The following is a 23,840-nucleotide window of genomic DNA, read 5'->3' on the forward strand; positions in this document are numbered from 1 at the left end:
GCAAAAATTGTTCAACTTGGATCGTACGGGGCGTCGAAGCAGCAAATTCAATCTCGGGGCTGTCATCCTGAGCCTTCATGACGGTGCAGTTGCACCTGGCGCGCTCGGCCAGTTTCGCGGGGGCGGGCATCATCGCCGGCGGCCCGTTCCGCTGCGCCGAGACTTATCGTTCGCGGCAGTTGTTATCGGAGGAGGATGCCTATATCGAGAATTCCCTCTACATCTGCATGAGCCCCCTGATTCCGCAAACCGCGCCCGATGCGCGGCAATTGGCCGCCCTGACGCGGGAATCGGCCCGGGAGGGCTTGATCGACGATGTCGCCAATCTCGCCGACGACCGACTCTACATCTTCACCGGCAGCCAGGACGACGTGGTGTATTCCGACGTGGTGGCGCAAACCCGCCAGTTCTACGAGGCGTTGGGCGTGAAGGCGGAGAACATCGCGTACCACGACAACGTGCCGTCGCGCCATTGCATCATCACTAACAATCCCGAGGATTCGGTGCTGGCGACGAATCAGCCGCCTTACATCAACAACGGCGGCTTCATGCAGTCGCACGACATCCTGCGGCATATTTACGCCGGCTTGAAGCCGCCCGCCGACAGGGCCGCCGGCCAATTGCTGCGCTTCGACCAGAACGAGTTTCTTGGCACGGAGGCGCGCGGGACCAGCATGAGCCAGTTCGGCTACGCCTACATCCCGTCGCGGGTGCTGTCCGGCGCGGTGCAGCAGCCGCGCGTGCATATCGCCCTGCACGGCTGCAAACAGGGCTACAACTACACCGACTACGTCAGCGGCCGCGCCGACGTCGCCAACCAGCCTCCCTACGGCAACCGCTACATCGTCAGCACCGGCTACAACGAAATCGCCGAAAGCAACGACATCATCGTGCTGTATCCGCAGGCAGAAGGCACCGACAACGGCGACGTGCAAAATCCGGATGGCTGCTGGGATTGGTGGGGCTACAGCTGCAGGGATAAGAATTCGCTTTACTACTCTCGTGATGCCGTGCAGATCAAGGCCATTCACTCCATGCTGGACCGCTTTTGCGCTTGATGATGGAGAACGCCTTGAGTCCATACCCCGTTGCCGTTGTATTGAAATCGAACCCCGAACCAGACTTGGCGGCCGAAGCCGGCGCGCTTGAGGCCAGCGCGGAAACGCACGTGCGGCATGCCAGGACCGCGCAAAGGCTGACGCAGAAATACGCTGCGAGCATGATCAACAACGGCGCGCTGTCGCTTGCGCTGACCGCCCGGCTGTGGGACCCGGCCGTGTGGAGCGAATCGATGCACTTGGCGTCCGCCATCGGCCAGCGCCTGCATCAGCAGGGCCTGAACTTGCGCAAGGGCTGCACGATACTGCTTGAAGACTACGGACAGCTGCGGCAGGCCAACACCATGTCCAAACTGGTGGAGAAGCAGTGCAATCTCACCTTGCAATTGGGCCAGCTGCTGTCGAGCCAGGCCACCGATTTCCTGGGGCTGCTGGAAAACATCGATGTCGATTATGGTTATTGGGCGAGCCGGAAGGTCGGCTGAAACTTGGATTTTCTGCGGGTGCCGGGACTGACCTATTCTAGAGGAGGCTTGACGTTGCTGACTTCGCCGCCATGAATCTCGTATGGGACGTGACACTGCCCGACGCCCCCGAAATCCCCCGGGTTGCGCGTGATAACGGTGCGGCCCTGGCAGATCGCCGTCGCGCGTATTATGCAGTCGGGCAGCTTTTTGCCAGACGTGTTGCGCAACTGAGAGGCGAGTCGCATGATCTCGTCGTTCGTCTGGATCACCTTAACCCCCGCCAGCAACAGGATCGTGTCGAAGATTTTGATGGCCGTCGTGTCGAGCTTGACGGTCGCCTCCATCCAAGTAATGGCGCTGATCGCGGCGTCGTCGTAGGCTGCCAGTTCGAAGGTGGCTTCCGGGATTCCGAGAATGTGGTCGATTACAATATTGCTATCAAAAAGTACGCTCACCATTCCGCGCGCAGCTCCTGTTCGTAGACCAGACCATCCTTCGGCTTTCCTTCTTCGCCAGCCCATAGCGGCCCGCCGTGCAGCAGTATGGCGAGACGCGCAGCGCGGCGCTCCTCAAGTGTGTTGGTCTGCGCCTCGGCGAGCGTCGATTGTTTCAAATCCGTTTTCCCGGCCCACGCCGCTAGGTCGAGAAAGCCTAACGCCGCCAACTCCTTGGAAATTCTGTTCTCCAGGCTGTCGGTTGTCAGCAGCCTTACCTGCTCAAGAAGGCCCGCCGTTTGCTTGATCTGCCTGCTGATAATCTCGAGCGCGTCGACGTTTTTCGCTCGCGCTATTTGTTCGAACACGGCGAAGTGGCTATCCTCAATGTCCAAAGTTATTTTCCGCATGACATACCTCGTGTCGACAGTTCATATGAACCAGTGTAGCGCAAATTGGCTGAAAGGCCTTCGGCGCGTCGAGAATACAGAGAAGCGTATTTCAGAGCAGCGTATTTGCGGTTTTGCAGAAACGAGGCGGTGATTCTTATTCGCGGCGTATTCGAGGTTGGAAAGCTCTTTTGCATGGTCGATGGCGAAAGTAGGGATGCCGCAAATGCATCAGGTCGGACTGCTTGAAGCACGTTGGTTTCCTCGTGGCATGCCAACCTCTCAACACTTTTCGCTAATTCATTTTTGTTCGATCCAATCAAATGACTTAAGTATCGCGGTGAAGGCTTGCCGAATGGTAGTTTTGCAACGTCAACTGGCCAAAGCACCCTGTGCGGTGCACCATGACCGTTATGCGAAAGCTTTTACGGCCGCCAGCGGCGTCACTCGCCTCGGCAATGTTCCGCCCGCGTTGTACGCTGCAAAATTCAGCAAAAAGCGTTAGCCCAATCTCTGCGGCTACACCGCTTGGAAAGCCGGTCAACCACGAGAATTGATTCAAATCAAGTGCCCGCCTCATGGCGATATCATCGTAAATGGTCGCTTGGAGTATATTGATTCGCTCATGATACGCGAGCCGTTCTACACTTTTTGTTATCTGATTTCGCTCTATCATATCGAAGGCCTTGAGGACATCGTCATAGGCGCGACCAAAAGCGAGCGTCTCCTGCGCTACCGGCAAAGAACGCTACCAGCGATTTTTGTGCGCTCACCAATGCACTTTTCTAAATGCTTCAAACCGCGCAGCATATAGAACCTGTGGAGGGGGTAGATGTCCAGGAACAGAACAGTGTAGCCCAGCGCCAGTTGATCGTACATGTAGGCGGCGCCAGCTACTGGCAGTGATGACCTTGCCCCCGGCGGTGGTACTGGCGCCGAGCGTGATGTGATAGCGTTTCATGAGCGTCCCGTGCAATGGTCGAGACACTCCAATGTAGTCGCCGGGAAGGGCGATGTTTTGTTGATGCACAAAAAAACAAAAAAGCCGTAACTCATTTTCATGAATTACGGCTTTCGGAATCTTGGTGGTGATAGGTGGACTTGAACCACCGACCCCAGCATTATGAATGCTGTGCTCTAACCAACTGAGCTATATCACCTGCAACGCCCAGCATTATCGGGGTTCGGCTTTGGACTGTCAAGAGTGGTCCAAAGATTTTTCCGAAAAAATGCAGGCAAGCGCGTGGAGGTCGCTAAAACGTTAGCATATTGGTATCCTGACGTCAGAACTATCAGCATATAACGAAATGGAGATGGTATGGCCACCAATATTTTTGTGAATTTGCCTGTGCGCGACTTGCCTAAATCCGTGCAGTTCTTTACCCATCTGGGCTATTCCTTCAACCAGCATTACACGGACGAGGGCGCCACTTGCATGATCGTCGCCGAAAACATCTTCGTGATGCTGCTGACCGAGGAGCGCTTCAAGACCTTCACACCCAAACCGCTGAGCGACGCGCGCACCTCGACCGAGGTGCTGGTGTGCCTGCAGGTGGAGTCGCGCGACCAGGTGACGGCGCTGGTCAACAAGGCCATCGAGGCCGGCGGCAGCGCCTACAAGGAGCCGCAGGACCATGGCTTCATGTACGGCCACGGTTTCCAGGACCTCGACGGCCATCTGTGGGAAATCATTTATATGGATTCGGCGCCGCCGACGACGTAAGCGGCGTAATGGGCTAGCCCAGCTTTTCGGCGATCCGCGCCAGCATCGCGCCGGCCGGATCGGGCGCCAGGCAATCGAGCGCCACCCGCTCCGGCATGGACCGCAGCCACGTCAACTGGCGCTTGGCCAGCTGGCGCGTGGCGATGATGCCCGTCTCGCGCATGGTCGCGTAGTCGATCGTCCCGTCCAGATATTCCCACGCCTGCCGGTAGCCGACGCAGCGCATCGACGGCAGTCCCGGATGCAGGTCGCCGCGCCGGCGCAGCACTTCCACTTCGGTGATCAGATTACCGTCTTCCGATTCTTCCAGCATGATGTCGAAGCGGCGCGCGATGCGCTGGTGCAGCACCGCGCGGTCCGACGGCTCCAGCGCGAACGACAGTAGCTCGAACGGCAGTTCGGTCTTCTCCCGCAGCGCCAGCAGCTCGGACATCGGCTTGCCGCTCAAGGCGCAGATCTCCAGCGCGCGCTGGATGCGCTGGGCGTCGTTGGGCGCCAGCCGTGCCGCAGTTTCCGGGTCGAGCGCGGCCAGCCTGGCGTGCATCGCGGGCCAGCCGATGCGCGCCGCGTCCTCTTCCAGCTCCGCGCGCAGGGCGGGATCGGCGCCCGGCAGGTCGTCCAGCCCATCGGCCAGACCTTTGAAGTACAGCATGGTGCCGCCGACCAGCAAGGGCAGGTTGCCGCGCGCGACAATCTCGTCGACCAGCCGCAGCGTATCGGTGCGGAACTGCGCCACCGAATACGAATCGAGCGGGTCGAGGATGTCGATCAGGTGATGCGGCGCGGCGGCGCGCTCCTCGCGCGTGGGCTTGGCGGTGCCGATGTCCATGCCGCGATACACCAGCGCCGAATCGACGGAGATGATCTCGGACGGGATGCGCTGGGCGATCGCCAGCGCCGACGCGGTCTTGCCGGACGCCGTCGGCCCCATGATGGCGACCGCCAACGGCTTTGAAACAGGTGCGCTCATCTTATTGGCCGCGCAGGAAGAGCTTATCGAGCGCGCCGATTTCCACCTGCACCCAGGTCGGGCGGCCGTGGTTGCACTGGTCTGCGCGTTCGGTGGTTTCCATCTGGCGCAGCAGGGCGTTCATTTCCTGGGTCGACAGGATGCGGTTGGCGCGCACCGCCGTGTGGCAGGCGAGGGTGCCAAGCAGTTCGTTCTGGCGCTCGATCAGCACCCGCGAGCCGCCGAATTCGCGCACGTCGCGCAGCACGTCGCGCGCCAGGGTTTGGGCGTCGGCGTTCTTCAGCAGCACCGGCACCGAGCGCACCGCCAGGGTGGTCGGCGACAGCGCGGCGATGTCGAAGCCGAGCGCCTGCAAGGTCTCCTGGTGTTCCTGCGCGGTGCCCACTTCGATGGCGTCGGCGTAGAAGGTGACCGGGATCAGCAGCGGCTGCACCTGCATCTCCTCGCCGGCGACACGGCTCTCCAGCGCGTTCTTTAACTGTTCATACAGGATGCGCTCGTGCGCGGCGTGCATGTCGACCAGCACCAGCCCCTTGGTGTTCTGCGCCAGGATGTAGATGCCGTGCAGCTGCGCCAGCGCGAAGCCGAGCGGGAACTCCTCCTGCGCCATGGCGGCGGCGGATACCGTGAACGGACTCGTTTGCGGCAGTGTCATATCCGCTTCGGCGCGGTAGCCGTCGATGCGGCCGGCGCCGCCGAACAGCGCGCCATACTTCTCGGTGTTCTGGGCGACGCCGCCCTCGTTGGCGCCAAAGCGCGGCGTGCCATAGCCAGCGCCGGCACCGAAGCCCGCGCTAGCGCCATCGGCACTACGCGATCCGAACGGCGACGGCGAGAACGTCGGCGAATAAGCCGGATCCAGAAGCGCGGGCCCCAGCAGCGGTCCGAACGAGGTTTGCTCGCCGCGCCAGGCCGCACTGCCCAGGCTTTCGGCCGCCGGCAGCGGCGACGGCACGCTGCCGTGCGAGGTGGCCGATGTCGATGCCAGCGCGCGCTGCACCGCGTGGAAGACGAATTGGTGCACCGCGCGGCTGTCGCGGAAGCGCACCTCGATCTTCGACGGGTGGACGTTGACGTCGACCAGCACCGGATCGAGTTCGAGCGCCAGCACATAGGAAGGGAAGCGGTCGCCGTGCAGCACATCCTGGTAGGCGGCTTTGACCGCGTGCACCAGCACCTTGTCGCGCACAAAGCGGCCGTTCACGTAGAAGAACTGGCCGTCGGCGCGCGCCTTGGAGGCGGTCGGGAGGCCGGCGTAGCCGTGCAGGCGCAGCGCGCCGCCCCTTTCGTCGATCGGCAGGCGCGCCTCGGCAAAGCCGTCGCCGAGGATATGGGCGCTGCGCTTGGCCATTTCGCTGACGTTCCAGTGGTCGATGGTGCGGCCGTTGTGACTGAGCGAGAACGCCACGTCCGGCCGCGCCAGCGCGATGCGGCGCACGACTTCGGCGCAGTGACCGAATTCGGTCTGCTCGGATTTGAGGAACTTGCGCCGCGCCGGCGTGTTGAAATACAAATCCTGCACGTCGATGGTGGTGCCCAGCGCGCCGGACGACGGCGCCACGGTGCCGTTGTGCGAGCCGACGATTTCCCACGCGTGCGCGGCGTCGGCGGTGCGCGAGGTCAGGGTGACGGCGGCCACCGAGGCGATTGACGCCAGCGCCTCGCCCCGGAAGCCGAGCGTGCCGACGTTTTCCAGGTCGTTCAGCGAGGCGATTTTCGAGGTCGCGTGCCGGGCCAGCGCCAGCGGCATCTGCTCGGGCGGGATGCCGCGGCCGTTGTCGGTGATGGCGATGCGTTTGACGCCGCCTTCCTCCAGCCGCACGGTGATTTGCGTGGCGCCGGCGTCCAGCGCGTTTTCCAGCAGCTCCTTGACGACGGCGGACGGCCGCTCGACCACCTCGCCGGCGGCGATCTGCGAAATCAGCTGGTCGGGCAGGGCCTGGATCGGGCGTGGAGAGCGGGGAGTGGTGGTGTCGGGCGCGTTCATCGCAGGGATTATAACGCCGGGCGCTCGCGCACCGGTATCGGCGCGTTGCACAACTCGACGTAGTTGGGCGAGAACTTGTTCCATGGCCCGCCGCGATTGCGCTGGGCCTCGATCACCTGCTTGTAAATCGGCGCCTCGCTGCGCATCACCTCCAGGTTGCTACGCTCCGCCTCGGGCACGTCGGCCGCCAGACGCACCGATTTGATCGGCGTTTTGGTCTCGTTCGCACCATAGAAGCCCATCGCCTCGCCGCCGCGCGGCTGCGTCGCCAGCAGCGCCATGCCCGACACCACCCGTCCGATCGCGGTGATGTTGCGGTCCAGGTGGCGCGGCGCGTGGCCGTTGACGGCATACAGTTCGGCGCCGTTGCCGCTATCGGTGGCGTTGTCGCGCCCTACGCCGACCATCCCGTAGCAATGCGCCAACCAGGTGGTTTTGGTCTTCGGATCGCGCCCTACCGGGAAGCCGTTGGAGTGGCCGATTTGCGGCGCGTAGCCGTCGAAGTCCATCTGGCGCACAAAATGCTTATCATTGGCCATGGGGACGGTGAATTCGCCGGCCACCTTGGCGTTGGCGGTGCCGAGCGGCTTGGGGTTCTTTTCGATGTCCGGATCGCCCCACTGGGCCACGTAGTTGTCCTGCGAGCGCAGCACCGCCAGGCCGTCGAAGTACTTTTCCCTGACCAGGGTCTTGAGGTTGGCGATGTTTTGGGGCGCGAAGTCGGGCGCGAGCTCGATCACCACGCGTCCGCCCGGCAGTTCCATGTACAGGGTGTTGTTCGGGTCGAGCGGACGCCAGTCGGTGGCTTTGGATTGTTTGACCAGATCGCCGGCGCTCGGCCTGGCCGGGAGGTCGGCCGCCGAGACGGTCGCGGCCAGCGCGGTGAACGGGATGGCGTAAGTATAAATACGTAGAAAATCGGTCAGGGACATCCGGAATCTCCTTGGTTAGGCGTGTCCGCTTGCTGCGGGCACACGGACGATTGTAAACTGCTTGGCAACGGCTGGAAACTTCGGGCGTTCGCGGCAGTGGTGGTGTATGATTCCGGCGCACACTTTATGGGAAGAATATGGATTTCGCGCAATTCTTTGACATGATCCTTCATGTCGACAAAACATTGGAAGTGATCATTCAACAATACGGCACCCTGGTTTACGCGGTGCTGTTCGCGATTATCTTTTGCGAGACCGGCTTGGTCGTGCTGTTTTTCTTCCCGGGCGACACGCTGTTGTTCATCGCCGGCGCGCTGTGCGCGGTGGGCGAGATGAACCTGGCGCTGCTGATGTTCCTGCTGATTACGGCGGCGGTGACCGGCAATACGCTCAATTACTGGATTGGCGAGGCCATCGGGCAGAAGGTCTTCACCCACGATTACCGCTGGCTGAACAAGGACGCCCTGCGCAAAACCCACGACTTCTTTGAAAAACACGGCGGCAAGACCATCGTGCTGGCGCGTTTCGTGCCTGTGGTGCGCACTTTCGCGCCGTTCGTGGCGGGCGTGTCCGACATGACGCATACGCGCTTCCAGCTGTACAACATCACCGGCGCGGTGCTGTGGGTTGTTCTGCTGACCACGGCCGGCTATTTCTTCGGCAACATTCCACTGGTGCGCGACCACCTGACCGAGATCGTCATGGTCGGCGTCGGCGTGGCCGTGGTGCCGATGGCACTGGGCGGCGCCTGGAAGCTGGGCCGCCGCGTGATGGGCCGCTAAGCCGCAGCCAGCCTCGCTCCTCGCTTGTATCAACCCCGGCGCGCCGTCCGCGCGTCGGGTTCTTCCAGAAATAATTCTCCCTGCCAACGTCGGCACGTCTCAAGTTTTGCCCAAATGCATCCGTAAACCAGTATGTAATTCTTCTTACTCTGGAAACTCATGCGTACCGTGCCCGTCCTTCTCACCCTGATTGCCTGCTGCTGCGTCGTCACGACCGCCGCCGCCGCAACCGATCCGCTCATTTCGCCGTCGGCGAAATCCCCGATCGCGGGTGTGGGCGCGCGTGACGGCGCATCCGGCACATCGGGCGCATCGGCCTCGCCGGTGCGCAAGCCGACCGAAGCCGATGCGGAAGCCGAACTGTCGGCCAAAATCGCCGCGCGCCTGGCCATCATGCGCGCCAACCAGCAGGCACGGGCCGCCGCGGCGGCCAAGGCCAAGAAGGCGGCCGCGGTGGTTGCCGCCGCGCCGCCGCCGGCCGCGCCCAAATTCTTCAGCAATACCTGGTCTTACGAAGGCGAGACCGGTCCCGCCAACTGGGGCAAGATCAATCCCGCGTGGGCCAAATGCGGCAGCGGCAACCGCCAATCGCCGATCGATATCCGCGACGGCATGAAGGTCGAACTGGAGCAGATCAGCTTTGACTACCACCCGTCGACATTCAACGTCACCGACAACGGCCACACGGTGCAGGTGATGGTCGGAGGAGGCAACTTCCTTACGGTGCAGAACCGCATGTATGAACTGGTGCAGTTCCATTTTCACCGGCCGTCCGAGGAGCGCATCAACGGCAAGGGCTATGAGATGGTGGTGCACCTGGTGCACAAGGACGTGGAAGGGCGCATTGCCATGCTGGCGCTGCTGCTGGAGCGCGGCAAGGCGCAGCCGGTGATCCAGACGGTGTGGAATAACCTGCCGCTGGAAAAACTGGAGACGCAGGCGCCGTCGGTGGTGCTCGATCCGATGGACCTGCTGCCGGCGCGGCGCGACTACTTCACCTTCATGGGATCGATGACGACGCCGCCCTGCCAGGAGGGCGTGCTATGGCTGGTGATGAAGGAGCCGGTGCAGGCCTCGCCGGCCCAGCTGGCGCTGTTCAGCCGCCTGTATCCCTTGAATTCGCGGCCGGTCCAGCCGGGCTCCGGCCGTATCATCAAAGAATCGAACTAAGGACGGGCCTTTAACTCAGTCGGCGCAGATGCGGTGCTTGCCGGTCCAGGCGGCGCCGGCTTCCAGCGGCCGCTGGTCCACGCGCGCCGGCTCGATGCAGACGAAGCGCAGATACTCGTCGTCGGCCAGGTCGACCAGCGCGGCCGCATCGGCCTGACCCGGATTCCACACCACCCATTCGCTGAAACCCTGCTGCTCGAGCCGCAGCGTGGCGTTGGCCGTGTTCAGCGTGAGCGACGGCGTCGATTGATAGAGGCGGTCGTGCTTCTCGGTGAAGTGCAGCGCCGGATGCTCTTGCCTGGCCGTGTTCAGATGATGGTCGGTATACTGCTGGTGCTGCAGGCCGCTGATGCTGGTCGCGCTCAGGTGGCCGACGTCGTAATAGGTGTGCAGCGCCACGCCGAACGGGAAGGCCTGGGCGCCGCTGTTATGGACCGTGAAATCGGCGTCGAGGGCGTCGCCGTGCAGGGTAAAGCGCAAGGTCAGCTCGAAGGCGTGCGGCCAAGCCTGCGCGTGTTCCGACTCCAGATCGTCCTGATTCAGGCTGAACTCCACGAACGACCGGCCGCCATCGCCGCCGCTGTCCGCAAGGCGCCAGGTGCTGACGCGGGCGAAGCCGTGGCGCAGGCCAGGGCCGCGCACATTAAACTGCGGGAAGATGACCGGCACGCCGCCGCGTATCGCCTTGCTGCCGTCGAGCGGCGTTTGCGAACTGACGAACAGGCGCTCCTTGCCGTCGGCGGTTTTCCAGGACAGCAGATGGGCGCCGAACAGCGACACCGTCGCTTGCGCGCCATCGGCGGCGGTAAGGCGTACTGCGGGCAGGGCGCCGAATTCTGTCATCGTAACTACAGCCATGGTTCTTCCGTAAGGTGAATGAAGTGATGGGTGCCGGTCATACCGGTCAGGTCAGCCGGTTCTTCGCCAGCGGCGGATTCTTGGCGAAATAACGCCGTATGCCTTTGACGATGGCGTTGGCCAGCTGGTTCTGGTAGCCGTCGTCGAGCAGCTTGGCTTCTTCCTCCGGATTCGAGATGAAGGCCGTCTCGATGAGGATCGACGGAATATCGGGCGCCTTGAGCACCGCGAAGCCGGCCTGCTCGACCGAGCCTTTGTGCAGGCGGTTGATGCCGCCGATCTCGCCCAGCACCGATTTGCCCAGCTTCAGACTGTCGTTGATCTGCGCGGTGGTGGACAGGTCGAACAGCACGCTGGCCAGCTGGCGGTCGTGGTTCTTGACGTTGACGCCGCCGATGGTGTCGGCCTGGTTTTCCTTGTCGGCCAGCCAGCGCGCGGCCGTCGAGCTGGCGCCTTTTTCCGACAGCACGAACACCGACGAGCCGCGCGCGGTCGGCTGCACGAAGGCGTCCGCGTGGATCGACACGAACAAATCGGCCTGCACCTTGCGCGCTTTTTCCACGCGTTTTCCGAGTGGGACGAAGTAGTCGCCGTCGCGCGTGAGCATCACGCGCATGTTGGGCGCTTCCTCCAGCTTGGCCTTGAGGCGCTTGGCGATGGCCAGCACGATGTCCTTTTCCCTGCTGCCGTTCTTGCCGGAGGCGCCGGGGTCTTCGCCGCCATGTCCGGGGTCGAGCGCGATGGTGATCATCCTCACCACGTTGTTCTTTTCGCCTTTGTCAGCCTTGTCGGCGGCTTTGGCCTGGGCCTCGGCGGTCCTGACCTGGTCGCGCAATTCGATGCGCGGCTCGGCCTTCATGTCCGGCTTGAGCGCTTCGAGCTGCTCGCGCGGCGTCGGCGCGCTGGCGGCCATTTCCGCTTCGCCCGGTTTGAGCGGCGGCATGTCGCCTTTCGGCGTGCTGCCCGCGGCTGCGGATGCCGACTCGGACGGCGGCTTGCCGTCGCTGGACCAGTTGCCCTTTTCGATCATCGCGGCGATCGGGTCGACTTCCTTGACGGGATACAGGTCGAAGATCAGGCGGTCCTTGTAATTACCCGCCGGCGGCAGCGTGAACACCTGCGGCCGCACTTCTTCCTTCAAATCGAACACCAGGCGCACCACGTTGGGCCGGTTCTGGCCCACGCGCACCTGCTTGATGTACGGGTCGTTGGACTGGATCTTGGCCACCAGGCTTTTGAGCGTGGGATTGAGTTCGAGCCCTTCGATGTCGACCACCATGCGCTCCGGGTCCTTGACGATGAAGTGGGTGGCCTTGAGGACGGCGTCGTTTTCCAGCGTCACGCGGGTGTAGTCGTCGGCCGGCCACACGCGCACCGCCAGGATTTGCGCGGCGCTGGCGCGCAGCGGCGCCGCCAGCGAGGTCACCGACAGCATGAGGGTGGCGCCGGCCTTCAGGACGGTGCGCCGCGAGACGGCCGGAGTGGACTCCGCGCTCACATGTTGGGAGCGAATTTGAGGCTTTGAAGGCATGAGTTACCCAGGGCGGTGGACGCCTGCAATTCTACATCACGGCCGTTGCCGGCCACGGTCAGGTACAGGTCGATGTCGGGCGGCGGCAGCACGCGGTCGGCCTTTTCAGGCCACTCGACGATGCAGATGTTGTCCCCGTTGAAGTCTTCACGGAAGCCGGCGTCGAGGAATTCCTCGGGGCTGCCCATGCGGTACAGATCGAAATGGATGACGCTCACCGCGCGGCCGCCCAGATCGATCCGATATGGTTCCGACAAGGTGTAGGTCGGGCTTTTGACGGTGCCGGCGTGGCCCGCCGCGTGCAGCAGGGCGCGGGTGAGGGCGGTTTTGCCGGCGCCAAGGTCGCCGTGCAGGTAGATCGTCAGGCCCGGCGCCAGCGTGCGCGCCAGGGCCGCGCCCAGTGCGGCGGTCGCGGCTTCGTCGTGGAGATGGGCTGTGAAGTGCTGCATCGAATAGAATGTCATGTTGGTTGGATCGCCAGCCATTGTAACCGCCCGCGTCGTTGCAGGGTGTACCCTCGTTAAGCCACTGAATGTCCTTGCCAGAATCCAATTTAGCCGAACTTGCCCTCAGCATCAAGCGCTGGGGTGTGGAGCTGGGCTTCGCCGAAATCCGCATCACCGACATCGACCTCAGTCATGCCGAGGCGGGCTTGCGGGCGTGGCTCGACGCGGGCATGCACGGTGAAATGGACTATATGGCGGCCCACGGCATGATGCGCGCCCGCCCGGCCGAACTGGTGCCCGGCACCGTGCGGGTGATCAGCGCGCGCATGAACTATCTGCCGAGGGACGACGAAAACGGCGGTGCGCAGGACTGGCGCGAGCGCGAACGCCGCCGGCTTGACGATCCGTCGGCGGCGGTCATTTCGGTCTACGCGCGCGGCAGGGATTATCACAAGGTGCTGCGCGCGCGGCTGCAGCAGCTGGCCGACAAGGTCAAGGCCGAAATCGGCGATTTCGGCTACCGCGTGTTCACCGATTCGGCGCCGCTGATGGAGCTGCCGCTGGCGGAGAAGGCGGGCCTGGGCTGGCGCGGCAAGCATACCTTGCTGCTTAGCCGCACGGCAGGTTCGATGTTCTTCATGGGGGAATTTTTGGTCGACCTGCCGCTGCCGGTCGACCCGCCGACCGGCGCCCATTGCGGCCAGTGCTCGGCGTGCATCGACATCTGCCCGACGCAGGCGATCCTTGGGCCGGGCCGGCTCGACGCCCGGCGTTGCATCTCCTACCTGACCATCGAGCTGAAAAGCGCGATCCCGCTCGAGCTGCGGCCTTTGATCGGCAACCGCGTCTACGGCTGCGACGACTGCCAGACCGCCTGCCCGTGGAACAAGTTCGCGCAGCGCGCGGTGCTGCCCGATTTCGACGAGCGCCATGGATTGGGCAGCGCTTCGATGGTGGAGTTGTTCGGCTGGAGCGAGGAAGAATTTAACCGCAAGATGGAGGGCAGCCCAATCCGCCGCATCGGCCATGAGCGCTGGCTGCGCAATCTGGCGGTCGGCCTGGGTAACGCGGCGGCGGCCGGCGCCAGGGGCGATTCAGCGATCGTCGGCGCGCTCACGGCGCGGCTGCGGCACCCGTCGGCGCTGGTGCGCGAGCATGTCGAATGGGCGCTGGCCTGTCACGCCGAAGCGCCCGCGCCGCAGGCCTGAGCGCTGGTTTGCGTGGCCCGATTGGGCTACACTCATGCGGTTATTTTCCCTTTAGAGACCGATGCCCATGCAAACTTCAACCAGGTTCATAGCGCTGCTCGCCGACGCCTCCTTTTCCCTCGCCGCGCAGGCGGTCAGCTTCGACGCATGGGCCGACAAGGTCGCCAACGCCAAGGTGCGCAGCGATCCGGAACAGGCCACGCAGAAGCAGTACTTCGGCGGCAAGGAGCAGGACCAGTTGGACCGCGCGCTGACGCCGAACACGCCGGAATACCGCAAGGCCCAGGTGGCCGAGGCCAAAGCCTCGCTCAAACAATTGGCGGCAATCGACCAGAAGGCGCTGACGCCGCAGCAGCGCGCCAGCGCCGCAGCCATCGCGTGGAACCTGCAGGGCACGGTCGACGCGGTGGCGTTCGAGGATCACCAGTTCGTATTCAACCAGTTCACCGGCCTGCATGTGCAGCTGGTGAACTTCCTGTCGCAGCAGCATCCGATCCGCAACAAGCGCGACGTCGAAAACTATCTGGCGCGCCTGAAGGCCGTCGCCGGCAAGATCGACACCGGCATCGCGCGTGCGCAGGGCGCCGCCGGCCGTGGCTTCCTGATGCCGACCTTTATCACGCAATCGTCGATCGGGCAGCTGGACCGCTTCCTCGATGGCGACGCGGAAAAGAATGTGCTGGTCGCCTCGCTGGCGCAGCGCATGGCGGCGTTGAAGGATGTCTCGCCGGAGCAGCAGGCCAAATTCACCGCCGAGGCCACGGCCACCGTCAAGCAGGCCATCCTGCCGGCCTTCGAACGCACCCGCAAGCTGTTGCAGGAGCAGCTGCCGCGCACCACCGCCGATGCCGGCCTGTGGCGCCTGCCCAATGGCGATAAAGCGTATGCGCTGGCGCTGCGCCGCATGACCACCACCGACTACACGCCGCAGCAGATCCACGAGATCGGCCTGAAGGAAGTGGCGCGCATCGAGAAGGAGATGGATGGTTTGCTGGCGTCGCTGGGCTACAAGGATGGCGGCATCAAGGAGCGCATGGTCAAGCTGGAAGCCGATTCGCAGCCGAAGGAAGCCGACCCGCGTCCGGCGATGCTGGCGCGCTACGATGCGCTGATGCGCGACGCCGAGGCGCGTGCGAAGGATTTGTTCGACGTCACGCCGAAAGCGCCGGTGGTGGTCAAGCGCGAGCCTGCGTTCACGGAGAAGACGGCAGCCGCGCATTACTCGGCGCCGGCCAAGGACGGCACGCTGCCGGGCGTATTCTGGGCGCCGATGCCGGGACCGGACTTCCGCATCGTTGGCATGCGCACCTTGGTGTACCACGAGGCGGTGCCGGGCCATCATTTCCAGATCGCGCTGCAGCAGGAGAACAACGGGCTGCCGCGCTATCGCCGCGACCGCGTGTTCGGTTCCGGTTCGGCGTATGTCGAGGGCTGGGCGTTGTATGCGGAGCAGCTGGCGGCGGAAAACAAGTGGTATGACGGCGATACCGTGGGACGTTTGGGGCAGCTCGACGCGGAGCTGTTCCGCGCCAAGCGGCTGGTGGTCGATACCGGCCTGCATGCGATGAAGTGGACCCGCCAGCAGGGCATCGATTACGGCATTCCGGCGGCGGAGGTGGAGCGTTATGTGGTGATGCCGGGGCAGGCGTGCGCGTACAAGATCGGCATGCTGCGCATCCTGGACCTGCGCACTAAGGCGGAGAAGGCGCTGGGCGACAAGTTCTCGATCAAAGGCTTCCACAACACGGTGCTGCAGACGGGCGATGTGCCGCTGTCGGTGCTGGAGAAAGTGGTGGACGAGTGGATCGCCACGCAGAAGGGGTGATGCGCGTCAGGTACCCGTTTTTTTTGGCGTTTTTTGGAACGGGTGTTGGCCGGGCAGCGTGATCTTGGCCTTTGACCAGTAGGCCTCTACCGCTGCCTCATCATTTGGATCGTAAGGCGAATCCGGATCGTCAACCCAATCGGGTGCCCTCGCAATTGCCGCGTCAATTTGTTCTTGGGTGAAATAGGTTTCTAAAATACTTTTGCGTTTCATGTTTGTCACCGTATCTGCAAGAGATGATGCGCGCGTTGTCGTCACGTGCTGTCCAGATCATGACGACAACGTTCCCGCGAAACATGCACAGGCTTTTTAAACGTATTTCGTTGTGCCCGGCGCCGCTGTCCTGCTCGGACAGCATTGGATAGTCAAAAACGGCTTCCAGGTCAGCAAAATCGATGCCGTGTTTCCGTAGGTTTTCTCGCCGTTTATTGTCGTCCCATGTAATCATCGGGCGATCATGTCATCCCATGTTAGGCGGCGATATGAGGGAAATCAAGCAAGTTGATGGGGCTTTACTTCAGCAAGCCCGCCAGCTCGACCGCCGTCTTGACCTGCATCTTGTCGAAGATGTGCGCGCGGTGCACCTCGACCGTGCGCATGCTGATGCCCAGCTGGTCGGCCACCACCTTGTTCATTTTGCCGGCCAGGATCAGGTCCAGCACCTCGCGCTCGCGCACCGACAGCGTCGCCAGGCGCGCGTGCACCGCTGCCATTTCGCCGGCCTTGCGCGAGCCGGCCAGGCCTTCCTGCACCCGGTCCATCAATTGATTGTCGTTGAACGGCTTCTCGAAGAAGTCGAAGGCGCCGCGTTTTAACGTGTCGACCGCCATCGGCACGTCGCCATGGCCGGTCAAGAAAATCACCGGCAGGCGCTGCGTGAGCCCGCGCGCGGCCAGCTGGTCGAACACCGCCACGCCATTCATGTCCGGCATGCGGACGTCGAGCAGCAGGCAGTCGCCGTCGGCGTCGAACTCGCCCAGCTCCACCTGTTGCAGGAACTTTAGCGCGCCCTCGTAGGCGCGCGAAGCGATGCCGCGCGAAGTGGCCAGCCAGGTCAGCGAGTCGCGCACGACCGCTTCGTCATCGACGATATGCAGCATTTAAGTCTCCTGTTCCGTGGCCACCGTCACCGCCGGCAGCACGAACGTAAATATGGTCCCGCCTTGCGGATTGGGGCTGTACGTGAGCGAGCCCCCGTGGAATTCTATCGCAGTCCGGCAGATGTTCAGTCCCATGCCCATGCCTTCCGCCTTGGTCGAGAAAAACGGCGAGAACAGGCGCTGCGCCACCTCGTCCGGAATGCCGTGGCCCTGGTCGATCACCGCCACGCTTACCTGCGCGGTGGCCGCATCATACTCCGCCGTCACGTTGAGCACGCGCCGCTGTGGCGGAATGTGCTGCATCGCTTCGATGGCGTTGCGGGTCAGGTTCAACAGCACCTGCTCGATCATCACGCGGTCGGCCAGCACCGCCGGCAAATCTTCGGGAATGTTGGTCTGGTACGAGACGTAGCTTTGCCGCGCCTGCAGCTCGATCAGCGCCTGGATGCCGTCGAGCAGCGACTGGATGCCGACGGACTGGCGCAGCGGTTCGCGCTTCTTGACGAATTCGTGCACGCTGCGGATGATCTGGCCGGCCCGCTGCGCCTGGGCGCTGGCCTGTTCCAGCGCGGGCTTCAACAGCCCGGCGTCGACCGCGTTGCCGTTGTCCTGCGCGCGCCCCAGCACATTGAGCGCGCCGGTGGTGTAACTGGAGATGGCGGCCAGCGGCTGATTCAGTTCATGCGCCAGCATCGAGGCGATTTCGCCCATCGTCGCCAGGCGCGCGCTGGCTTGCAGCTTTTCTTCCTGCTGGCGGTTCAGTTCCTCGACGCGCTTGCGGTCGGAGATATCGAGGATGGAGCCCATCCAGCCGGTCTGCTTGCCGTGGTTGTCCACCAGCGGCGCCTCGAACACCAGCACCGGCACGCGCTGGCCGTCGGGACGCTGGAAGAAGGTCTCGAACTGCGGCGTGACGCGGCCCGCCAGCACCGACGCGAAGCGGGTCTGGTATTCCGCCATCGCCTCCGGCGCCCAGTAGGGCATCGGCGGCAGGCGGCCGACGATTTCCTCGGCCGGGTAGCCGACGATCTGGCAAAACGCCGGATTGACGTAGGTGATGCGGCCTTCGAGGTCGCGCGCGCGCAGGCCGGTCACCAGCGAGTTCTCCATCGCGGTCCGGAACGACATCTGCTGGCGCAGCGCGCCCTCTGCGGCCAGGCGCCGCGAGATGTGCCCCCACAGCGCCACCAGGCTCCATAACAGTCCAAGCGACAGCACGATGACCGAGCCGACCAGCAGATTGGGCAGCAGCTTGGGCGCGCTCTTGACGCTGTCCGTCACCAGTCGCACCGAGGCCCCCGGCAGGTCGAGCGCGCGCTTGTGGGTGTAGACGCCATGACCCGGGCCGGCGGCGGCGCGCCGCGCCAGCACCTTGTCGTCGCGGTCGACCAGCGTGACCTGGTTGTCCTGTGCGAACCACCACGGCACCATTTCGTCGAGCAGGGCGCTGGTTTTATAGGTGGCGACCAGGTCGCCCAGATACTCGGCGCCGCTGAACAACGGCACGTGATAATCCATCAGCACTTCCGACGGCGCGGCCGAGGGGTTGGACGCTTGGACCTCGGGCTGCGTGTACATGGCGTTGCGGGTCTTGCGGGTCAGCTCCATGGTCGCGCGGGAGGCCGGCGTCAGCACCACCGGCGCGGCCTGCGGATCGCTGGTGGCGGCCAGCGAGCCGTCGGGGCGCAGCCAGACCACCCGCAGCAGTTCCTTGCCGTTCCGGAGTACCCGCGCCAGCCGGTCGTGGCCCTGTTGCGGCGTCAGGCGGCCAAGGCCGATCTCCTGCGCCAGCGCGGCCAGGCTTTCCTCGTCGCGTCCCAGTTGAAAACGTATCGTTTGCTCAACCCACAGCGTATCGGCGATCAGCTGTTCCTGACGCTCGTTGCTCTCCATCTGGCGCGCCTGCCACGGCAACCAAATTAAAATCGCGAGAAAAAACAACACCAGCACGATCGGCAGCAGCCAGCGCAGCGCCGAATTTGCGCTGGGGCGTCGGGCTGAAAGCGGCTGTGAATGCGGGTTTGTCATGGGCGCTCAGGGTATAGCGTTGGCGGAAAAGGATCATTGTGGTTTTCCACAATTGAATAATGCGACGTTGTCCTGAAGAATCTATCAAACTACAATAATAGTGTATTTTCACACCGCCTCTGGAGACTTCATGAAACTGAAACACGCATTGCTCGTGCTGAGCGCAGCATTGAGCTTTAACGCCTACGCCCAAGCTCCGATCGTCATTAAATTCAGCCACGTTGTGGCGACCGACACGCCGAAGGGCCAGGCCGCTGAGCGGTTTAAACAATTGGCCGAAAAGGCCACCAACGGCCGCGTCAAGGTCGAAGTCTATCCAAACAGCCAGCTGTACAAGGATAAGGAAGAGCTCGAAGCGCTGCAACTGGGCGCCGTCCAGATGCTGGCGCCGTCGCTGGCCAAGTTCGGCCCGCTGGGCGTGAAGGAATTCGAGGCCTTTGACCTGCCGTACATCTTCCCGTCCAAGACCGCGCTGTACAACGTTACCGAAGGCGAAATCGGCAAGGGTCTGATGAAGAAGCTGGAACCGAAGGGCATCACCGGCCTGGCGTTCTGGGACAACGGCTTCAAGGTCATGTCGGCCAACAAGCCGCTGCGCGTGCCGGCCGATTTCAAAGGCCTGAAGCTGCGCATCCAGTCGTCCAAGGTGCTGGACGCGCAAATGCGCGCGCTGGGCGCCAACCCGCAGGTGCTGGCGTTCTCGGAAGTGTATCAAGCGCTGCAGACCGGCGTGGTCGACGGCACCGAGAATCCGCCATCGAACATGTACACGCAGAAGATGCATGAAGTGCAGAAGTACGTGACCGTGTCCAACCACGGCTACCTGGGTTACGCGGTCATCGTCAACAAGAAGTTCTGGGACGGCCTGCCGCCGGACATCCGCACCGCGCTCGACAAGGCGATGAAGGAAGCGACCACCTTCGAGAAGGCGATCGCCCAGCGCGACAACGATCTTGCGCTCGAAGCGATCAAGAAGACCGGCAAGACCGAGATCTACACCTTGAGCGTGAAAGAACAGGCGGAGTGGCGCAAGGCCCTGCTGCCGGTACAGCAATCGATGGAAAGCCGGATCGGTAAAGACCTGATCTCGGCCATCAACAAAGAAGCGGCAAAGTAAGTTTTACTGAAATAGCTCGCCTGACGGGGTGGCGCTCGCCGCCCCGTCCATAATTCCTCACTGAAGGATCCCTCCATGAAATTCCTCGATAAACTCGAAGAATGGATCATCGCGACCCTCATGGGCGCGGCGACCGTTCTGATTTTCGTATCGGTGCTGCACCGCTACCTGTCCGGGCTGCCGATTCCCGGCCTGCAGGATTACCTGATTCAACTCAATACCAGCTGGGCGCAGGAAGCGTGCATCTATATGTTCGTCTGGATGGCCAAGTTCGGCGCGGCCTATGGCGTGCGCACCGGCATCCACGTCGGCGTCGACGTCATCATCAACCGCATGAGCACGCCCTGGCGCAATAAATTCGTCGTCTTCGGCCTGCTGGCCGGCGCGCTGTTCACCGGCATCATCGGCACCCTGGGCGCCAACTTCGTCCACCACATGGCGCAGACCGACCAGACCTCGGCCGACCTCGAAATGCCGATGTGGATCGTGTACCTGGCCGTGCCGCTCGGCTCCTACCTGATGTGCTTCCGCTTCCTGCAGGTGCTGGTGTCCTTCGTCAAGACCGGCGAATTGCCCAAGCACGACCACTCGCACGTCGAGGGTCTGGACGACGAATTGAAGGCTGAAAAAGGAGCCCAAGCATGAACGCCCTGATTATCTTCGTGCTGCTGCTGGCGCTGATGTTGACCGGCATGCCGATCTCCATCTCGCTCGGCCTGACGGTGCTGACCTTCCTGTTCACCATGACCGAGGTGCCGATCGATACGGTGGCCCTCAAGCTGTTCACCGGCATCGAGAAATTCGAGATCATGGCCATCCCGTTCTTTATTTTGGCGGGTAATTTCCTGACCCACGGCGGCGTCGCGCGGCGCATGATCAACTTCGCCAGTTCGATGGTCGGCCATTGGCACGGCGGCCTGGCGTTGGCCGGCGTGCTGGCCTGCGCGCTGTTCGCTGCGGTCTCCGGCTCGTCGCCGGCCACCGTGGTGGCGATCGGCTCGATCATTCTCCCCGCGATGGTGCGCCAGGGCTATCCGAAGGCATTCGGCGCCGGCGTCATCACCACCTCGGGCGCGCTGGGCATCCTGATCCCGCCGTCCATCGTGATGGTGATGTATTCGGTCACCACCAACACCTCGGTCGGCAAGCTGTTCATGGCTGGCGTGGTGCCCGGCATTATGCTGGCCTTCCTGCTGGGCCTGACCACCTGGTATCTGGCGCGCAAGCATGGCTATCCGCGCATGCCCAAAGCCAGCTGGGGCGAGCGCTGGTCGACCTTCCGCAAGAGCGCCTGGGGCCTGCTGCTGATCGTCATCGTGATGGGCGGCATCTACAGCGGCAGCTTCACGCCGACCGAGGCGGCGGCGATGGCGGCGGTGTACGCCTTCATCATTGCCGTGTTCGTCTATAAGGATCTCAAGCTCAAGCAGGTTGGCAAGGTATTGCTGGACTCGGCGGCGATGTCGGCGATGCTGCTCTACATCATCACCAACGCCATCCTGTTCTCGTTCCTGATGACCAGCGAGAACATCCCGCAGGCGATGGCCGAGTGGATCACCGGCCAGGGCCTGGGCGTGATCACCTTCCTGTTGGTGACCAACATCTTGCTGCTGTTGGCCGGTAACGTGATGGAACCGTCGTCGATCGTGCTGATCATGGCGCCGATTCTGTTCCCGGTAGCGATGAAATTAGGCATCGATCCGGTCCACTTCGGGATCTTGATCGTAGTCAACATGGAAGTCGGGATGTGCCATCCGCCGGTCGGCCTGAATCTGTACGTGGCCTCCGGTATTACCAAGATGGGCATCACCGAATTGACCGTTGCCGTATGGCCATGGCTGTTGACAATGCTGGGCTTCTTGATTTTGGTCACATATGTACCACAAATTTCTTTGTGGCTCCCAAATTTAATTTACTCTTAAAGTAACGCTGCGCTGCAACCTGAAAAAAACGGGAAAAACCGAAAAAGATACGTTATGATGGCGTCGCTCTAGAGGAAATCCGAATAAGCTAGTTGGTTCGGTGATAGCAGCAAGGAATTGTAGGTGGGGAGTGTGGATAGAATCGGTACTTAATACCGGCAATCGATCGAGGAGACACACGTTTTACAGAATGTCGTTGTGATAGTCGCTGCAGGCCGCCACAAGCGCGCTACGGGGACACGCAAACGACCGGGAACGTGAAGCAGGTTTAAAAACGCACCTTCTGGTGCGTTTTTTTTCGCCTGGCGTTTTACAATGCGGGCGTGGCGGGCAGCGCTGCACGGCGCCCGCCGGAGGTCGTGCGCGACTTGTTCGGCAAAGGACTGTCGCGGGCACGCAACATGATGGTGCGTTGCGATATGCGAGTCAGGACAACGGAGATCTTTTTTGGTGCATCAACTGTGACGAATATACAACAACAGCGTGAAATTTTTTCTGCCATCGTCGAATTGCCATTCGGGAAAATCGGCGTGCGCACCGCAAGTGGTCTGATCACTGAGCTGTGTTACTTGCCGCCCCATTTTGATGCGAAGGATGCCGAGGACGCGACCGCAGTGCTGGCTGTTACCCAGCTGCAAGCTTATTGCGAGGACGCCGACCACCGCTTCGACTTGCCGCTCAAGCAGGCCGGCACCGACTTCCAGAAAACCGTGTGGGGCGCCATCAGCTCGATCCCGCGCGGCAGCGTGCGCACCTATGGCGAACTGGCCAGGCACATCGGCTCCGCGCCGCGCGCGGTGGGGCAGGCCTGCGGCGCCAACTGGTTCCCGATCGTGGTGCCGTGCCACCGCGTCACCTCCGCCGCCGGCCTGGGCGGCTTTGCCAACAGCGACGACCCCAACGGCTACCTGCTGGGCATCAAGCGCTGGCTGCTGGCCCACGAAGGATCGAGCGAGTACGCATGGCAACAGACAACACTGCTCTGATCGACGAGTTCTGCGACAGCCTGTGGCTCGAGGACGGGCTGTCGAAAAACACGCTGGAAGCGTACCGGCGCGACATGCGCCTGTTCGCCCGCTGGCTGGAGTCACAGCGGCCGAGCGTGCCCGGCCTGGCGGCGGTGGCCACGCACGATATCCAGGGCTATATCGCCGCGCGCCACGAGGACAGCGGCAAGGCGACCTCGTCCAACCGGCGGCTGTCGGTGATCAAGCGTTTTTATCAGTTGCTGCTGCGCCAGCGGCGCATCACCGACGATCCCAGCCTGAAACTGGTATCGGCCAAGCAGCCGCATCGCTTCGTCCACACCTTGAGCGAAATTCAAGTCGAGGCACTGCTGGCCGCGCCCGACGTCAACACGCCGCTGGGCCTGCGCGAGCGCACCATGCTGGAGCTGATGTACGCCAGCGGCCTGCGCGTGTCGGAGCTGGTGGACCTGAAGATGCTCGAGCTCAGCCTGAACGACGGCGTGCTGCGCGTCACCGGCAAGGGCGCCAAGACGCGGCTGGTGCCGTTCGGGCAGCAGGCGCGGGTATGGATCGAGCGCTACGTGAAAGATGCGCGCGGCGTGATCCTCAACGGCCAGGTTGACGATGCGCTGTTCGTCACCGGACGCGGCGGCCCGATGACGCGGCAAATGTTCTGGGTGGTGATCAAAAAACATGCGCTGAAGGCCGGCATTACGGCGCCGCTGTCGCCGCATACGCTGCGGCACGCGTTTGCCACGCATTTGCTCAACCATGGCGCCGATCTGCGTGTGGTGCAGTTATTGCTTGGTCATTCCGACATCTCCACCACGCAAATCTACACCCATGTCGCACGGGAACGCTTGAAGCATCTGCATGCGCAACATCATCCCCGAGGCTGAAAAACTTGCATCGGCCGTATCTACGT

27 protein-coding genes and 1 tRNA gene are annotated in these 23,840 nt (G+C 62.7%); 13 read left to right on the forward strand and 15 right to left on the reverse strand.

Features of this window, described 5'->3' with window-relative positions; all coding sequences use genetic code 11:
• The first annotated feature begins 77 nt into the window (after nt 1–77).
• On the forward strand, nt 78–1,058 hold the full coding sequence (locus tag ACZ0BA_RS27375; protein WP_463454281.1) for an extracellular catalytic domain type 2 short-chain-length polyhydroxyalkanoate depolymerase: 981 nt from the start codon (nt 78–80) through the stop codon (nt 1,056–1,058).
• A gap of 14 nt (nt 1,059–1,072) precedes the next feature.
• Entirely contained in the window at nt 1,073–1,543 is a 471-nt protein-coding gene (locus ACZ0BA_RS27380) for a hypothetical protein (protein WP_463454282.1), read from the forward strand.
• A 32-nt stretch (nt 1,544–1,575) separates the two neighbouring features.
• On the opposite strand, the gene ACZ0BA_RS27385 is transcribed toward ACZ0BA_RS27380, so the two are convergent.
• The 5 genes from ACZ0BA_RS27385 to ACZ0BA_RS27405 all read right to left on the reverse strand — a co-directional run bounded on the left by ACZ0BA_RS27385 (nt 1,576) and on the right by ACZ0BA_RS27405 (nt 3,508).
• Nucleotides 1,576–1,983 (reverse strand): PIN domain-containing protein, encoded by a 408-nt coding sequence (locus tag ACZ0BA_RS27385; RefSeq protein ID WP_463454283.1) that lies wholly within the window; start codon nt 1,981–1,983, stop codon nt 1,576–1,578.
• Nucleotides 1,977–2,354, reverse strand: a complete 378-nt coding sequence (locus ACZ0BA_RS27390; protein WP_463454284.1) for a hypothetical protein — start codon at nt 2,352–2,354, stop codon at nt 1,977–1,979. Before ACZ0BA_RS27390 ends, ACZ0BA_RS27385 begins: the two co-directional genes overlap by 7 nt.
• A gap of 322 nt (nt 2,355–2,676) precedes the next feature.
• Complete coding sequence (locus ACZ0BA_RS27395) at nt 2,677–3,090, reverse strand: DUF2515 family protein (RefSeq protein ID WP_463454285.1); 414 nt, start codon at nt 3,088–3,090, stop codon at nt 2,677–2,679.
• Nucleotides 3,081–3,299 carry a DUF2515 family protein gene (locus tag ACZ0BA_RS27400; RefSeq protein ID WP_463454841.1) on the reverse strand — a complete coding sequence of 73 codons (219 nt, stop codon included), beginning with the start codon at nt 3,297–3,299 and terminating at the stop codon, nt 3,081–3,083. The genes ACZ0BA_RS27395 and ACZ0BA_RS27400 overlap by 10 nt, the downstream gene beginning before the upstream one ends.
• 132 nt (nt 3,300–3,431) lie before the next feature.
• Nucleotides 3,432–3,508, reverse strand: a tRNA-Met gene (locus ACZ0BA_RS27405).
• A 158-nt stretch (nt 3,509–3,666) separates the two neighbouring features.
• On the opposite strand from ACZ0BA_RS27405, the gene ACZ0BA_RS27410 reads away from it, so the two are divergent.
• Entirely contained in the window at nt 3,667–4,071 is a 405-nt protein-coding gene (locus tag ACZ0BA_RS27410) for a VOC family protein (protein WP_463454286.1), read from the forward strand.
• Between the two features lie 13 nt (nt 4,072–4,084).
• On the opposite strand, the gene miaA is transcribed toward ACZ0BA_RS27410, so the two are convergent.
• From miaA to ACZ0BA_RS27425, 3 genes are read right to left on the reverse strand one after another with little or no spacing between them, the layout of a single operon-like run.
• Nucleotides 4,085–5,041 (reverse strand): tRNA (adenosine(37)-N6)-dimethylallyltransferase MiaA, encoded by a 957-nt coding sequence (gene miaA / locus ACZ0BA_RS27415; RefSeq protein ID WP_463454287.1) that lies wholly within the window; start codon nt 5,039–5,041, stop codon nt 4,085–4,087.
• A 1-nt stretch (nt 5,042) separates the two neighbouring features.
• A complete protein-coding gene (gene mutL / locus ACZ0BA_RS27420; RefSeq protein WP_463454289.1) occupies nt 5,043–7,028 on the reverse strand; it encodes a DNA mismatch repair endonuclease MutL in 1,986 nt (661 codons plus the stop codon).
• Between the two features lie 8 nt (nt 7,029–7,036).
• Nucleotides 7,037–7,960, reverse strand: coding sequence for a peptidylprolyl isomerase (locus tag ACZ0BA_RS27425; RefSeq protein WP_463454290.1), 924 nt, complete (start codon nt 7,958–7,960; stop codon nt 7,037–7,039).
• Between the two features lie 137 nt (nt 7,961–8,097).
• Here ACZ0BA_RS27425 and ACZ0BA_RS27430 point away from each other — a divergent pair, with 137 nt between their 5' ends.
• Nucleotides 8,098–8,742: a VTT domain-containing protein gene (locus ACZ0BA_RS27430; protein WP_463454291.1), complete on the forward strand. Its 645-nt coding sequence runs from the start codon at nt 8,098–8,100 to the stop codon at nt 8,740–8,742.
• Nucleotides 8,743–8,901: 159 nt separating this feature from the next.
• Entirely contained in the window at nt 8,902–9,912 is a 1,011-nt protein-coding gene (locus ACZ0BA_RS27435; protein WP_463454293.1) for a carbonic anhydrase, read from the forward strand.
• Between the two features lie 15 nt (nt 9,913–9,927).
• On the opposite strand, the gene ACZ0BA_RS27440 is transcribed toward ACZ0BA_RS27435, so the two are convergent.
• From ACZ0BA_RS27440 to tsaE, 3 genes are read right to left on the reverse strand one after another with little or no spacing between them, the layout of a single operon-like run.
• Nucleotides 9,928–10,770 (reverse strand): D-hexose-6-phosphate mutarotase, encoded by an 843-nt coding sequence (locus ACZ0BA_RS27440; RefSeq protein ID WP_463454294.1) that lies wholly within the window; start codon nt 10,768–10,770, stop codon nt 9,928–9,930.
• Nucleotides 10,771–10,816: 46 nt separating this feature from the next.
• Nucleotides 10,817–12,301, reverse strand: a complete 1,485-nt coding sequence (locus tag ACZ0BA_RS27445) for an N-acetylmuramoyl-L-alanine amidase (protein ID WP_463454295.1) — start codon at nt 12,299–12,301, stop codon at nt 10,817–10,819.
• On the reverse strand, nt 12,265–12,750 hold the full coding sequence (gene tsaE / locus ACZ0BA_RS27450) for a tRNA (adenosine(37)-N6)-threonylcarbamoyltransferase complex ATPase subunit type 1 TsaE (RefSeq protein ID WP_463454842.1): 486 nt from the start codon (nt 12,748–12,750) through the stop codon (nt 12,265–12,267). Before tsaE ends, ACZ0BA_RS27445 begins: the two co-directional genes overlap by 37 nt.
• 83 nt (nt 12,751–12,833) lie before the next feature.
• Between tsaE and queG the strand changes: the two genes are divergently transcribed.
• A complete protein-coding gene (gene queG / locus ACZ0BA_RS27455) occupies nt 12,834–13,955 on the forward strand; it encodes a tRNA epoxyqueuosine(34) reductase QueG (RefSeq protein WP_463454296.1) in 1,122 nt (373 codons plus the stop codon).
• 67 nt (nt 13,956–14,022) lie between these two features.
• On the forward strand, nt 14,023–15,780 hold the full coding sequence (locus ACZ0BA_RS27460) for a DUF885 domain-containing protein (RefSeq protein WP_463454297.1): 1,758 nt from the start codon (nt 14,023–14,025) through the stop codon (nt 15,778–15,780).
• Nucleotides 15,781–15,786: 6 nt separating this feature from the next.
• Here the strand turns inward: ACZ0BA_RS27460 and ACZ0BA_RS27465 are convergent, their stop codons facing one another.
• From ACZ0BA_RS27465 to ACZ0BA_RS27480, 4 genes are all read right to left on the reverse strand, one after another.
• Complete coding sequence (locus ACZ0BA_RS27465; protein ID WP_463454298.1) at nt 15,787–15,993, reverse strand: hypothetical protein; 207 nt, start codon at nt 15,991–15,993, stop codon at nt 15,787–15,789.
• Nucleotides 15,944–16,228: a BrnT family toxin gene (locus tag ACZ0BA_RS27470; protein WP_463454299.1), complete on the reverse strand. Its 285-nt coding sequence runs from the start codon at nt 16,226–16,228 to the stop codon at nt 15,944–15,946. Before ACZ0BA_RS27470 ends, ACZ0BA_RS27465 begins: the two co-directional genes overlap by 50 nt.
• Before the next feature lie 64 nt (nt 16,229–16,292).
• Nucleotides 16,293–16,880 (reverse strand): response regulator transcription factor, encoded by a 588-nt coding sequence (locus tag ACZ0BA_RS27475; RefSeq protein ID WP_463454300.1) that lies wholly within the window; start codon nt 16,878–16,880, stop codon nt 16,293–16,295.
• Nucleotides 16,881–18,773: a PAS domain S-box protein gene (locus ACZ0BA_RS27480; protein WP_463454301.1), complete on the reverse strand. Its 1,893-nt coding sequence runs from the start codon at nt 18,771–18,773 to the stop codon at nt 16,881–16,883. It lies immediately after the preceding gene.
• Between ACZ0BA_RS27480 and ACZ0BA_RS27485 the strand changes: the two genes are divergently transcribed.
• The 6 genes from ACZ0BA_RS27485 (at nt 18,763) to xerD (ending at nt 23,814) form a co-directional block, all read left to right on the forward strand.
• On the forward strand, nt 18,763–18,984 hold the full coding sequence (locus ACZ0BA_RS27485; protein WP_463454302.1) for a hypothetical protein: 222 nt from the start codon (nt 18,763–18,765) through the stop codon (nt 18,982–18,984). The genes ACZ0BA_RS27480 and ACZ0BA_RS27485 overlap by 11 nt on opposite strands.
• A 54-nt stretch (nt 18,985–19,038) precedes the next feature.
• The gene (locus ACZ0BA_RS27490; protein WP_463454304.1) at nt 19,039–20,025 is read left to right on the forward strand and encodes a TRAP transporter substrate-binding protein; all 987 of its coding nucleotides are present in this window, start codon (nt 19,039–19,041) and stop codon (nt 20,023–20,025) included.
• A 75-nt stretch (nt 20,026–20,100) separates the two neighbouring features.
• Nucleotides 20,101–20,670 (forward strand): TRAP transporter small permease, encoded by a 570-nt coding sequence (locus ACZ0BA_RS27495; RefSeq protein WP_463454305.1) that lies wholly within the window; start codon nt 20,101–20,103, stop codon nt 20,668–20,670.
• A complete protein-coding gene (locus ACZ0BA_RS27500; protein WP_463454306.1) occupies nt 20,667–21,947 on the forward strand; it encodes a TRAP transporter large permease in 1,281 nt (426 codons plus the stop codon). Before ACZ0BA_RS27495 ends, ACZ0BA_RS27500 begins: the two co-directional genes overlap by 4 nt.
• A 488-nt stretch (nt 21,948–22,435) precedes the next feature.
• Nucleotides 22,436–22,933, forward strand: coding sequence for a methylated-DNA--[protein]-cysteine S-methyltransferase (locus ACZ0BA_RS27505; RefSeq protein ID WP_463454843.1), 498 nt, complete (start codon nt 22,436–22,438; stop codon nt 22,931–22,933).
• On the forward strand, nt 22,909–23,814 hold the full coding sequence (gene xerD, locus ACZ0BA_RS27510; protein ID WP_463454307.1) for a site-specific tyrosine recombinase XerD: 906 nt from the start codon (nt 22,909–22,911) through the stop codon (nt 23,812–23,814). The genes ACZ0BA_RS27505 and xerD overlap by 25 nt, the downstream gene beginning before the upstream one ends.
• The last annotated feature ends 26 nt before the right edge of the window (nt 23,815–23,840 follow it).

The organism is Duganella sp. AC917 (assembly GCF_979258245.1).